This window comes from Pseudomonas halotolerans (genome assembly GCF_039581215.1).
Classification (GTDB): domain Bacteria; phylum Pseudomonadota; class Gammaproteobacteria; order Pseudomonadales; family Pseudomonadaceae; genus Aquipseudomonas; species Aquipseudomonas tehranensis.
Genome location: NZ_JBCNTJ010000008.1, coordinates 31,709 through 45,008 on the forward strand (window position 1 = coordinate 31,709; position 13,300 = coordinate 45,008).

Here is a 13,300-nt window from a genome sequence, read left to right on the forward strand (position 1 = left end):
TCGCGAGCAAGCTTTGCTCCCACATGACCTTACTCCCACAAAAAAATTCGTCGCCGCCAGAAGATCAATGCTTGCGCAAAATCACGCTGCCAATCGAATACCCGGCACCGAACGAGCTGAGTACGGCCACTGAACCGCTGGGCAAATCATCCTGGTAGGTGTGAAACGCAATCACCGAACCCGCCGAACTGGTGTTGGCGTAGCGGTCGAGGATCACGGGGGCTTCCTCTTCGGTGGCTTCGCGACCCAGCAGCTTGCGCACGATCAGGTGGTTCATGCTCAGGTTGGCCTGGTGCAGCCAGAAACGCTTCACCTCACCGACACTCAGTTGATTTTCTTCCAGGTGGACGCCGATCAGCTCGGCCACCATCGGACACACGTCGCGGAAGACTTTGCGACCTTCCTGGACGAACAGCTTGTCGCGGCTGCCGATCCCCTCTTCCCCGGCGCGGTTGAGGAAGCCGAAGTTGTTGCGGATGTTGTTGGAGAATTTGGTGAGCAGCTTGGTGCTGACCACGTCGAACTGATACGGCGAGGTCGCCAGGTCCGCCCGTTCGATGATCACCGCGGTGGCCGCGTCGCCGAAGATGAAGTGGCTGTCGCGGTCGCGGAAGTTCAGGTGGCCGGTGCACACCTCCGGGTTAACCATCAGGATCGCCCGGGCCTGGCCCAGTTGTACGCTGTTGGCCGCCGCCTGGATGCCGAACGTCGCCGAGGAACAGGCCACGTTGATGTCGTAACCAAACCCTTCGATGCCCAGGGCTTCCTGGACCTCAATGGCGATGGCCGGGTACGGACGCTGCAGGTTGGAACAGGCGACGATCACGCCATCAATGTCGGCAGCGGTGCGCCCAGCGCGTTCCAGGGCCTGTTTCGCGGCACCGACGGCCATTTCGCACAGCACCGACCACTCCTCGTTGGAGCGCTCGGGCAGGCGCGGGGTCATGCGTTGCGGGTCGAGAATACCGTCCTTGTCCATGACAAAGCGGCTCTTGATGCCGGAGGCTTTTTCGATGAACGCCGCGCTGGACTCAGTCAGCGCCTCGACTTCACCGCGCTCGATGGCTTGGGCATTGTCGGCGTTGAATTGCGCGACGTAGGTATTGAAAGACTGCACCAGCTCTTCATTGGAGATGCTGTTGGCCGGGGTGTACAGGCCGGTGCCGCTGATGACGACGTTATGCATGGTCGTGTCTCTGATCTGTTCAGGCAGAAAGCGTTGGCACCGACGTACCAACACACAAGGGGTCTTTTCCCATCCAGGGGAAGCAGACCTGGCAGCGCTTTATTCCGATCCGCCCGTGGCCGTTGAAGCTCAAAAACCACGGGACCGGCATTTATAGGCGCGAAGTTTGCCATAAACGCTGGCGTTTGGCCCATTGTCCCTTCTTCACCACACAAAACCCTGTGGGAGCGAGCTTGCTCGCGATAGCGGTGGTTCAGCCTGCATTGATGTTGACTGATCAACCGCTATCGCGAGCAAGCTCGCTCCCACAAGGGTTTGGTGGCCTTGACCATCACCCCTCCACCTGCCCCCACTGCTTACTCAGGCGCTTGTCGGAGATCGGCACCTTGGTGCCCAATTGCTGGGCGAACAGCGACACCCGGTACTCCTCCAGCCACCAGCGGTACAGCTCCAGTTGCGGATCGCGCTTGCCTTCCTGGGCGTGTTTGCTGGCGCGCGCCTGGTACTGGGCCCAGAGGTTCGACAGTTCACCGCTCCAGACCCGATCCTTCTGCACCTGGCTGCCGAGTTTCTCGAAGCGCTGCTCGATGGCCTTGAGGTAGCGCGGCAGCTCCTTGAGCCACTGATGCGGGGTTTCGCGCACAAAGCCTGGGTACACCAGATGGCTGAGCTGTTGTTTGATGTCGTTCAGGGCCACGGCCTGGGCAAGGTCAATCTTGCCCTTGAAGCGTTTTTGCAGGCCGTGCCAGAGCTTGAGGATGTCCAGGGTCAGCTTCGCCAGGCGTTCGGCGTGTTCGGTCCAGCCGCCGCGTTTGCGCTCGGCCAGGGATGCCAGTGCGGCGCCATCACGGGGCAGGCTCGGCTCGCCTTCCAGCACGCAACTGTCGAGACTGACCAGAAGGATGTCTTCCACCAGGCTGTCGATGCGCCCCAGTTCGCGGTACAGCAGGCCCAGCTCCGTCAACCCGGGCAGTTTGCCGCGCAGGAACTTGGCCGATTCAGCCAATTGCTGCATCAGCAAGCGCTGCAAGGCGCGACGGTGCTGGAACTCGGCTTCGGCCGGGGTCGGGAAACGGCCTTCCTTGACCACGCCGCCCTCTTCCACCAGCGCCGGGTAGACCGTCATCGACAGCCCGGCGATCTTCTGTTGGGTTTTCTCGGCCACCGGGGCGAAGATTTTCGCTTCCACCGGCGCCTGGCTTTTCGCCGTCTGCGGCACGGCCAAGGCGGCCTGGCTGGCTTCGGCAAAGCGCGCCGTCAGTTCAGCCAAGTCACGGCCTTCACCAAGAAACTTGCCCTGGCCGTCGACGATTTCCAGATTCATGCGCAGATGGCTTTCCACCTGCTGCGCCGCTTCCACCCAGGCTTCGTCGCTGACCCGTGCCCCGGTCATGCGCAGCAGCTCGCGACCCAGGGATTGCGGCAGCGAACCTTCAGCAAAGGTGATGCGTTGCAGCGCGGCCTTGACGAAGTCCGGCACGGGCACGAAGTTTTTGCGCAGGGCCTTGGGCAGGTTGCGCACCAGGGCGATGCATTTGGCTTCGATCATCCCGGGCACCAGCCATTCCAGACGCTCCGGCGGCAGCATGGGCAGCAGCGGTGCCGGCACGCGCAAGGTCACGCCGTCGCGGGGATGGTTGGGCTCGAAGTGGTAGCTCAGCGGCAAGGTCAGCTCACCGACGCGCAACGTGTCGGGGTAGTACGCGGCAGTGACTTCACTGGCCTCGCGGGCCAGCACGTCTTCTTCGCGCATGATCAGCAGTTGCGGGTCTTTCTGGCTATTGATCCGGTACCAGCTGTCGAAGGTCGCGGTCTGGTGAATTTCGGCTGGCAAACGCGCATCGTAGAAGGCGAACAGGGTTTCCTCGTCCGCCAGAATGTCACGACGGCGGGCCTTGGCTTCCAGTTCGTCGAGTTGCTCCAGCAGTTGGGTATTGGCACTCAGGCACTTGGCCCGGGACTGGATCTCGCCGCGCACCAGCGCCTCGCGGATGAACAGTTCCCGCGACACCACCGGGTCCACCGGCCCGTAATGCACCGGCCGACGGCCCACCACGATCAGCCCGAACAGGGTGATCTGCTCATACGCCACCACTTGCCCGCGTTTCTTTTCCCAATGGGGTTCGAAGTGGTTTTTCTTGATCAGATGCCCGGCCAGCGGCTCGATCCAGTCCGGTTCGATCTTGGCCACCATGCGCGCATAGAGCTTGGTGGTTTCCACCAGTTCGGCGGTCATCAGCCACTGCGGGCGCTTCTTGCCCAGGCCTGACGAGGGGTGAACCCAGAACCGTCGTTGACGGGCACCCAGGTAATCGCCGTCTTCGGTTTTCTGACCGATCTGGCTCAGCAGGCCGGAAAGCACCGCCTTGTGCAGTTTCGGGAAGTCGGCCGGCTCTTTATTGAGGCTCAACTGCATGTCACGGCAGATCAGGCTCAATTGGCGATGGGAATCGCGCCACTCGCGCAGGCGCAGGTAGTTGAGGAAATTCTTGCGACACCAGTTGCGCAGCGGGCTGGCGGTCAGGGCCTGGCGCTGCTCTTCGAAACCGCGCCACAGATTGACCAGCCCGGCGAAGTCCGAGTCGGGGTCTTTCCACTGGGCGTGGGCCTGGTCAGCCGCCTGCTGACGCTCGGGTGGACGCTCGCGCGGGTCCTGGATCGACATGGCGCTGGCGACGATCAGCACTTCCTGCAAGCTACCCAGCTTCGCCGCTTCCAGCAGCATGCGGCCCATGCGCGGGTCCACCGGCAAGCGCGCCAACTGGCGGCCCAGCGGGGTCAGTTGGCTGTTGCGGTCCACCGCCGACAACTCTTGCAGCAGGTTGAAGCCGTCGCTGATGGCCTTGCCGTCCGGCGGCTCGATAAACGGAAAATCGGTGATCTCGCCCAGGCGCAGGTGCAGCATCTGCAGGATAACCGCTGCCAGGTTGGTGCGCAGAATCTCCGGGTCGGTGAATTCCGGCCGACCGAGAAAATCCTCTTCGCTGTACAGCCGCACGCAAATCCCCGGTTCGACCCGCCCGCAGCGGCCCTTGCGCTGGTTGGCGCTGGCTTGGGAAATGGCTTCGATGGGCAGGCGCTGGACCTTGGCACGATAGCTGTAGCGACTGATGCGCGCGGTGCCGCTGTCGATCACGTAGCGGATGCCCGGCACGGTGAGCGACGTTTCAGCAACGTTGGTCGCCAGCACCACGCGCCGGCCTGGGTGGGACTGGAAGATCCGCTGTTGTTCGGCGGGCGACAACCGTGCATACAACGGCAGGATTTCGGTGTGCTTGAGCTGGGCCTTGCGCAGCATTTCGGCTGCATCGCGAATCTCCCGCTCGCCCGGCAGAAACACCAGCACGTCACCGGGGCTGCGACGTTCGCTGCGCTCAAAGGCGGCGATTTCATCCAGCGTGGCGAGGATCGCCTGGTCGACGGTCAAGTCGTCCTCGACCCGGTTGCCCTCCTCATCCTGCTCCAGGGTCAGCGGGCGATACCAGGTGTCCACCGGGAAGGTGCGGCCCGAGACTTCCACGATCGGCGCGTCATCGAAGTGCTTGGAGAAACGCTCCAGGTCGATGGTCGCCGAGGTGATGATGACTTTGAGGTCCGGGCGGCGTGGCAGCAAGGTCTTGAGGTAGCCGAGCAAGAAATCGATGTTCAGGCTGCGCTCATGGGCTTCGTCGACGATGATCGTGTCGTAGCGTTCCAGGTAACGGTCGTTCTGGGTCTCGGCCAGCAGGATGCCGTCGGTCATCAGTTTGATCAGGGTGTTGGCGTCGCTCTGGTCTTCGAAGCGCACCTGATAACCCACCAGTGCGCCCAGTGGTGTCGCCAGCTCCTCGGCCACGCGACTGGCCACGCTGCGAGCGGCGATCCGGCGCGGCTGGGTATGGCCGATCAAACCATGCTGACCGCGACCGATTTCCAGGCAGATTTTCGGCAGTTGCGTGGTTTTGCCCGAGCCGGTTTCGCCGGCGATGATCAGCACCTGGTGCTTGAGCAGCGCCTCCTTGATTTCGTCGCGCTTGGCGGCGATCGGCAAGCTGTCGTCGTAACGAATGACCGGCAGGCTGGCCTTGCGCGCCAACACCTGATCGCACGACGCCTGCATGCGCGTCACCCACTGGGCCAGCTTGGCCTCGTCAGGTTTCTTGCGCAGCTCGAGCAACTGACGCCGCAACCGATGGCGGTCAGCGAGCATGGCGTGGTCGAGGTTTTTCAGCAGCTTGTCGATAGCGGGAGCTTGGTCAGTCATCAGGTACGCAAGGGTCGTCGGTTTGTGCAGGGGGCCGATTGTCGCAGATTTGCGGCCATTGCGCCGAACACGCAAAGCAGCCCACCGCCATACCCTTGTGGGAGCGAGCTTGCTCGCGATGGCGGTGGTTCAGCGTGCATTGATGTTGACTGATACACCGCTATCGCGAGCAAGCTCGCTCCCACAGGAGATTTGCGTCCAGAATGCTTTTGTGGCGAGGGAGCTTGCTCCCGCTCGGTTGCGCAGCAGCCGCAAGATCTTGGGGCCGCTTCGCAGCCCAGCGGGAGCAAGCTCCCTCGCCACAGAGGCTTCACTCACCCACGCAGGTTATTCGCTGTCCAGATCTTTACGCCGATACGGGAACACGTCGATCACCTTGCCCGCCCGAATCGCCTCTTGCAGGCTTTTCCAGTAATCGGCGTTGTACAACTCGCCGTGCAGTTGATCGAACAGCTTGCGCTGCCCCGCATCGGCGAACAGGAACGGTGGGAATTCTTCGGGAAAAACGTCCAGCGGCCCGATGGAATACCACGGCTCGGAGGCCATTTCGTCTTCCGGGGTCCGCGGCTGGGGGATGTGCCGGAAGTTGGCTTCGGTGAGAAAGCAGATTTCGTCGTAGTCGTAGAACACCACGCGACCGTGGCGGGTCACGCCGAAGTTCTTGAGCAGCATGTCACCGGGGAAGATGTTGGCCGCCGCCAGTTGCTTGATCGCCAGACCATAGTCTTCCAGCGCCTCGCGCACCTGGTCCTGGTTGGCGTTTTCCAGGTAGAGGTTCAGCGGGGTCATGCGCCGTTCGGTCCAGCAGTGACGAATCAATACCGTGTCGCCTTCCACCGACACCGTGGACGGTGCCACGTCCAGCAGTTCCTCCAGGCATGCCGGTTCGAACTTGCCCAGGGGAAAGCGGAAATCGGCGAATTCCTGGGTATCGGCCATACGCCCGACCCGATCGACGCTTTTCACCAGCCGGTACTTTTCGATCACGGTCGCGCGGTCGACGTTCTTCGACGGTGAGAAGCGATCCTTGATGATCTTGAAGACGGTGTTGAAGCCCGGCAGGGTGAATACGCTCATGACCATGCCGCGCACGCCAGGGGCCATGATGAACTGGTCGTCGGTGTTTGCCAGATGGTTGATCAGCGCCCGGTAGAACTCGGATTTGCCGTGCTTGTAGAAACCGATGGAGGTGTACAGCTCGGCGATGTGCTTGCCCGGCAGGATGCGTTTGAGAAAGCCGATGAATTCCGCCGGCACCGGCACGTCCACCATGAAGTATGAACGGGTGAACGAGAAAATGATCGACACCTGCGCCTCGTCGGTGATCAGCGCATCGATCTGGATGCCCCGGCCTTCGCGGTGCAGCAGCGGGATCACCAATGGCCATTGGTCGTCCTGCGTATAGATCCGGCCCACCAGGTAGGCGCCCTTGTTGCGATAGAGCACCGACGAAAACAATTCCACCGTCAGTTGCGGATCCTTGCAGACCCAGTCGGGCAGGTTCTCCCGCAGTTGGGCTTCAAGGCGCTGCAAGTCGCCCGGCAAGTCGGCGTAATCCTCACTGAAACGGTAATCGGCGAAGACGGCCGCCAGCATCCGGTCCAACTGGCCCTCGGGTTTGTAGGTACGGGTCTGGGCGGCGCGGGCGCGGCGCAGGCTGGGCCGGGTGGTATGGATGAACATGGTGCCGTCGCTGATCAGGTCATGGCTGAACAGCCCGCAGAAGATCGAGTTGTACCAGGTCTCGGACAGCTCATCGTCGAAACGCAGGTCGATCAGGCTGATGTAGGCGCTTTTGACCAGCGGCCAGCAACTGACGTCCATCAGCGCCTCGGCTTCGAAAGCCTTGCGCAAATGGGCGACGGTTTCGAAGACTTTTTCTTCATACAAGTTGATCCGCGCCGCAGACGCCTCTTGCGCCTCCTGCCAACGGGCCTGCTCGAACCGGGCGCGGGCGCCATCGGTGATCTGCCGGAAATGCTCACGGTAATCGTCAAAGCCTTCGAGGATCGAACGAGCGATATCGGCGGCGGGCCATGGCTGCGGCATAGGGTAAACCTCGGCGGGTCATGCTTGTTATTGGCGACTGAGCTTAGAGGCCAATCGCGCGGCAACGCAACCATTGCCATCGGTCTTTGGCGGGGCGACACTTGCGACCCGATCAAGGAAGGAATGCGCTGTGAACCCCGTTGATATCCTGCGTTTGCTGTCATTGGCCGCTATCTGGGGCGCCAGTTTCCTGTTCATGCGCATTATCGCCCCTGTCATTGGCACAATCCCCACTGCCTTTTTTCGCGTCTCCATCGCTTTTGTCGGCTTGCTGGTGATCCTGGCATTGATGCGTATCGACTGGAATTTTCGCGGCAAGCTGAAAATCGTGATGGTGCTGGGCCTGATCAACTCGGGCATTCCGGCCACATTTTATTCGCTGGCGGCCCAGGTGCTGCCGGCCGGCTACTCGGCAATCTTCAACGCTACCACGCCATTGATGGGGGTGTTGATCGGCGCGTTGTTCTTCAGCGAAAAACTCACCATGACCAAGGTCAGCGGGGTGTTCCTGGGATTGTTCGGGGTCGGCATCCTGACCGGCGCGGGGCCGGTGGCCTTTGACCTGCAACTGCTGATGGGCGCCCTCGCCTGCCTGCTTGCCACCACCTGCTACGGTTTCGCCGGGTTCCTCGCCCGCCGCTGGCTCGACCATCAAGGCGGACTGGACAGCCGTCTCGCGGCCCTGGGCAGCATGTTCGGCGCCACGGTGTTGCTGTTGCCGCTGTTTGGCTACAGCGTCATCAGTCACCCTCCGCCCAGCTGGGGTGGCTGGAGCGTCTGGCTGTCGCTGCTGGGGTTGGGCCTGGTGTGTACGGCGCTGGCGTACATCCTGTATTTCCGGCTGCTCAGTTCCATGGGCCCGGTCAAATCCATGACCGTGACCTTCCTGATCCCGCCATTCGGCGTGCTCTGGGGAGCGTTGCTGCTGGATGAGCCGTTAGGGATGGCGCACCTGTACGGCGGCGTGCTGATTGCGGCGGCGTTGTGGCTGGTGTTGAAACCAGCGGCGAGCGCGACCAAGGAGCCGCTCCCAGGCCAGCGTAACTGAACATCCCCCACCCTTGTGGCGAGGGGATTTATCCCCGCTGGGTTGCGAAGCGACCCCCTAACTGACACCTCGAGGTGACTGAGCTGTTCTGGGGACTGCTGCGCAGTCCAACGGGGATAAATCCCCTCGCCACAATAACGCTCACTCACCAGTCGCTGGGGGGCACGATTACTGCTGAGTCTCCTGCTCGGTAAACAGATCACTGAACAACATGCTCGACAGGTAGCGCTCACCCGAATCCGGCAGGATCACCACGATGGTCTTGCCCTGCATTTCGGGCTTTTCCGCCAGGCGCACGGCTACAGCCATCGCCGCGCCACAGGAAATGCCGCACAGGATGCCCTCCTCCTGCATCAGGCGCAGGGCCATGGCCTTGGATTCCTCATCAGTGACCCGCTCGACCTGATCGACGATCGAAAGATCAAGGTTTTTCGGCACGAACCCGGCACCGATCCCCTGGATCTTGTGGGGGCTGGGTTTGATCTCCTCCCCCGCCATCGCCTGGGTAATCACTGGCGAAACCACAGGCTCCACCGCCACCGACAGAATCGGTTTGCCGCAGGTGTTCTTGATGTATCGCGAAACCCCGGTAATGGTCCCGCCGGTGCCGACGCCCGCCACCAGCACATCCACAGCGCCGTCGGTGTCGTTCCAGATTTCCGGCCCGGTGGTTTTTTCATGAATAGCCGGGTTGGCGGGGTTATCGAACTGCTGCGGCATGAAGTATTTGGCGGGATCGCTGGCCAGGATTTCGGCAGCTTTCTCAATGGCACCTTTCATGCCCTTGGCCGGTTCGGTGAGCACCAGCTCCGCGCCCAAGGCCTTGAGTACCTTGCGCCGCTCGATGCTCATGGACGCCGGCATGGTCAACATCAGCTTATAGCCACGGGCCGCGGCCACGAACGCCAGGCCGATACCGGTATTGCCCGAAGTGGGCTCGACGATGGTCATGCCAGACTTGAGCTTGCCCGAGCTTTCAGCGTCCCAGATCATGCTCGCGCCGATCCGGCACTTGACCGAGTAACCTGGGTTGCGCCCTTCGATCTTGGCCAGGATGGTCACGCCGCGCGGGGCGATGCGGTTGATCTGCACCAGTGGCGTATTGCCGATGGAATGGGCGTTGTCAGCGAATATGCGGCTCATGACTGGGGTCCTTAATGCAGCGGGGATTTAGCGCTTAAAGGTATGCCTGTTGACCATGGGCGTCCAGTTGCACCGAACGTTCCAGTTGTTACGACAGTCAATGTGTTAACAACGCTGGAGACTGACTGAAATGAAGCGTCGATACAGCTGGCCACTGTGGACTCTCGCCGCCATCGTTGCGGTGCTGGTGGCCCTGCATTTCACCTTGCCTTATCTGGTGCGCGATTATCTGAACGACAAATTGGCCGACATGGGTGACTACCGCGGCCAGGTCGCCGATGTGGATTTGGCGCTCTGGCGGGGGGCCTATCGGATCAACGGCCTGGAGATCGTCAAGGTCGATGGCAAGGTCCCGGTGCCGTTCGTCGAAGCACCGTTGATCGACCTGTCGGTCAGTTGGCATTCGCTGTGGTACGACCATGCAGTAGTGGCCGAGGCGGAGTTTGTCCGTCCCGAAGTGAACTTCGTCGATGGCGGCGCCGACCGGCAAAACTCCCAGACCGGTCGGGGCACCAACTGGCGCGAGCAACTGAGCAAGTTGCTGCCCATCACTTTCAACGAAGTGCGGATCCGGGAAGGCCAGGTGACGTTCCGCAATTTTAATTCCAAGCCCCCCGTCAACCTGCGGGCCACCGACGTCAATGCCAGCTTCTATAACCTGACCAACGTGGTCGACACCGAAGGCAAGCGCGACGCTCGCTTCGAGGGCAAGGCCCTGGTGGCCGAACATGCGCCACTGGAGGTGCAGGCGACCTTTGACCCGTTGAGCGATTTCGAGGACTTCGACTTCCGCCTGCGCGCCACGAACATTGAGCTCAAGCGCCTTAACGACTTCGCCGCGGCCTATGGCAAATTCGATTTCAATGCTGGCCATGGCGACCTGGTGGTGGAAGCAGAGGCCGAGAATGCCCAACTCAGCGGCTACATCAAACCGCTGCTGCGCGACGTTGACGTATTCGACTGGCAGCAGGACGTGGAAAACGAAAAAAAGAACATTTTCCGCTCGGTCTGGGAAGCCTTGGTGGGCGCGGGCGAAACGGCCCTGAAAAACCAGCGCAAGAACCAGTTCGCCACCCGGGTTGAACTCAGCGGCAATGTCCATCAGCAGAACATCAGCGCCTTCGAAGCCTTCCTGCAGATCCTGCGCAACGGCTTCGTCCAGGCTTTCAATGCCCGGTATGAGCAGCCGCCGCCTTCGGCTGACTAGGCATGTGACCTGTGGCGAGGGAGCTTGCTCCCGCTCGAGTGCGCAGCGCTCGTAGGCTTTTGGGGCCGCTTCGCAGCCCAGCGGGAGCAAGCTCCCTCGCCACAAGCGCGGCTGACCGTTAGAAAAACATGAACCCAGAAACGTATCGGCAAATTGGCGATACGTTTCTGGCAAGCCGCCGAGACTGAGTCAACATGTGACGCTCCATTCAGAGACTGAATACAGCGTCTGCGTTCACAGTCGGCGGGGCGTCGCGTTATAGTCGGGTACGACATTTATTTCGCGCGCCCCGCCTCGTCCGGGCCGGCGACACCGTTCGAGGATTTGCAGATGAAGTTCGAAGGCACCCGCGCCTACGTGGCCACCGATGACCTGAAGCTGGCCGTCAACGCCGCCATCACCCTGGAGCGCCCCTTGCTGGTCAAGGGCGAACCGGGCACCGGCAAGACCATGCTGGCCGAACAACTGGCTGAATCCTTCGGTGCGCGCCTGATCACCTGGCACATCAAGTCCACCACCAAGGCCCATCAAGGCCTGTACGAGTACGATGCGGTCAGCCGTCTGCGGGACTCGCAGTTGGGCGTGGACAAGGTTCACGACGTGCGCAACTACCTGAAAAAAGGCAAGCTCTGGGAAGCCTTCGAGTCCGAGGAGCGGGTGATTCTGCTCATCGACGAAATCGACAAGGCCGACATCGAATTCCCCAACGACCTGCTGCAAGAACTCGACAAGATGGAGTTCTACGTCTACGAGACCGATGAAACCATCAAGGCCAAACAGCGGCCGATCATCATCATTACCTCCAACAACGAGAAGGAACTGCCGGACGCCTTCCTGCGCCGCTGCTTCTTCCACTACATCGCCTTCCCCGACCGCGTCACCCTGCAGAAAATCGTCGACGTGCATTACCCGGACATCAAGAAAGACCTGGTCAGCGAAGCGCTGGACGTGTTCTTCGACGTGCGCAAGGTGCCGGGCCTGAAGAAAAAACCTTCCACCTCCGAACTGGTGGACTGGCTCAAGCTGCTGATGGCCGACAACATCGGCGAAGCGGTGCTGCGCGAGCGTGATCCAACCAAGGCCATTCCGCCCCTGGCCGGTGCCCTGGTCAAGAACGAACAGGACGTGCAACTGCTAGAACGCCTGGCGTTCATGAGCCGCCGCGGCACTCGCTGATCCTCTTCGTTTAACAAGAGCGAGGGCGATTGCCATGCTGCTTAACCTGTTCAATGAAATGCGCGCCGCCAAGGTGCCGGTGTCGGTGCGTGAACTGCTGGATTTGATCAACGCGCTGAAACAGCGAGTGATCTTTGCCGACATGGATGAGTTTTATTACCTGTCCCGGGCAATCCTGGTGAAGGACGAACGGCATTTCGATAAATTCGACCGCGCCTTCGCCGCTTACTTCAACGGCCTGGAAAGACTCGATGATCACCTCCAGGCCCTGATTCCCGAAGACTGGCTGCGCAAGGAATTCGAGCGTTCGCTGACCGACGAAGAGCGGGCGCAGATCCAGTCCCTGGGCGGCCTGGACAAGCTGATCGAAGAATTCAAGAAGCGCCTGGAAGAACAGAAGGAACGCCATGCCGGCGGTAACAAGTGGATCGGCACCGGCGGCACCAGCCCGTTCGGTTCCGGCGGCTTCAACCCCGAAGGCATCCGTGTCGGCGACGCCGGCAAGCGTCAGGGCAAGGCCGTAAAGGTCTGGGACCAGCGCGAATACAAGAACCTGGACGACCAGGTGGAACTCGGCACCCGCAACATCAAGGTCGCCTTGCGCCGCCTGCGCAAGTTTGCCCGCCAGGGGGCCGCCGAAGAGCTGGACATCGATGGCACCATCGACCACACCGCCCGGGACGCGGGCCTTTTGAACATCCAGATGCGCCCGGAGCGTCGCAACACCGTCAAGTTGCTGTTGCTGTTCGACATCGGCGGCTCGATGGATGCCCACGTAAAAATCTGCGAAGAACTGTTCTCGGCCTGCAAGACTGAGTTCAAGCACCTGGAGTATTTCTACTTCCACAACTTCGTCTATGAGTCGGTGTGGAAAAACAACCTGCGCCGCACCTCGGAACGCACCTCGACCCAGGACTTGCTGCACAAGTACGGCGCCGACTACAAAGTGATCTTCATCGGCGACGCCGCCATGGCCCCGTATGAAATCACCCAGGCCGGCGGCAGCGTCGAGCACTGGAACGAAGAACCGGGCTACGTGTGGATGCAGCGCTTCATGGAGAAGTACAAGAAACTCATCTGGATCAACCCTTACCCCAAGGACACCTGGGGCTACACCGCTTCAACCAACATCGTGCGCGAACTGGTGGAAGACCGGATGTTCCCGCTGACCTTGCGCGGGCTGGAAGAAGGGATGCGGTTGCTTTCCAAGTAAGATTTTTCTGCCCATGAGGGCCTCATCGCGAGCAG

At 61.2% G+C, this 13,300-nt stretch carries 8 protein-coding genes; 4 read left to right on the forward strand and 4 right to left on the reverse strand.

Features of this window, described 5'->3' with window-relative positions; translation table 11 throughout:
• Nucleotides 1-64: 64 nt before the first annotated feature.
• The 3 genes from AAIS01_RS12905 to aceK form a co-directional block, all read right to left on the reverse strand.
• Entirely contained in the window at nucleotides 65-1,186 is a 1,122-nt protein-coding gene (locus AAIS01_RS12905; RefSeq protein ID WP_092397399.1) for a beta-ketoacyl-ACP synthase III, read from the reverse strand.
• Between the two features lie 331 nt (nucleotides 1,187-1,517).
• A complete protein-coding gene (hrpA, locus tag AAIS01_RS12910) occupies nucleotides 1,518-5,429 on the reverse strand; it encodes an ATP-dependent RNA helicase HrpA (RefSeq protein ID WP_343469278.1) in 3,912 nt (1,303 codons plus the stop codon).
• A 327-nt stretch (nucleotides 5,430-5,756) separates the two neighbouring features.
• Complete coding sequence (gene aceK / locus AAIS01_RS12915; protein WP_343469279.1) at nucleotides 5,757-7,478, reverse strand: bifunctional isocitrate dehydrogenase kinase/phosphatase; 1,722 nt, start codon at nucleotides 7,476-7,478, stop codon at nucleotides 5,757-5,759.
• Between the two features lie 130 nt (nucleotides 7,479-7,608).
• Here aceK and AAIS01_RS12920 point away from each other — a divergent pair, with 130 nt between their 5' ends.
• Entirely contained in the window at nucleotides 7,609-8,526 is a 918-nt protein-coding gene (locus AAIS01_RS12920) for a DMT family transporter (RefSeq protein ID WP_343469280.1), read from the forward strand.
• 168 nt (nucleotides 8,527-8,694) lie between these two features.
• Here AAIS01_RS12920 and cysK read toward each other — a convergent pair whose 3' ends face one another.
• Complete coding sequence (gene cysK, locus AAIS01_RS12925) at nucleotides 8,695-9,669, reverse strand: cysteine synthase A (RefSeq protein WP_343469281.1); 975 nt, start codon at nucleotides 9,667-9,669, stop codon at nucleotides 8,695-8,697.
• A gap of 130 nt (nucleotides 9,670-9,799) precedes the next feature.
• On the opposite strand from cysK, the gene AAIS01_RS12930 reads away from it, so the two are divergent.
• The 3 genes from AAIS01_RS12930 to AAIS01_RS12940 all read left to right on the forward strand — a co-directional run bounded on the left by AAIS01_RS12930 (nucleotide 9,800) and on the right by AAIS01_RS12940 (nucleotide 13,265).
• The gene (locus AAIS01_RS12930) at nucleotides 9,800-10,876 is read left to right on the forward strand and encodes a DUF748 domain-containing protein (RefSeq protein ID WP_343469282.1); all 1,077 of its coding nucleotides are present in this window, start codon (nucleotides 9,800-9,802) and stop codon (nucleotides 10,874-10,876) included.
• 330 nt (nucleotides 10,877-11,206) lie between these two features.
• A complete protein-coding gene (locus tag AAIS01_RS12935) occupies nucleotides 11,207-12,052 on the forward strand; it encodes an AAA family ATPase (RefSeq protein WP_025212404.1) in 846 nt (281 codons plus the stop codon).
• Nucleotides 12,053-12,086: 34 nt separating this feature from the next.
• The gene (locus tag AAIS01_RS12940; RefSeq protein ID WP_092458222.1) at nucleotides 12,087-13,265 is read left to right on the forward strand and encodes a vWA domain-containing protein; all 1,179 of its coding nucleotides are present in this window, start codon (nucleotides 12,087-12,089) and stop codon (nucleotides 13,263-13,265) included.
• The last annotated feature ends 35 nt before the right edge of the window (nucleotides 13,266-13,300 follow it).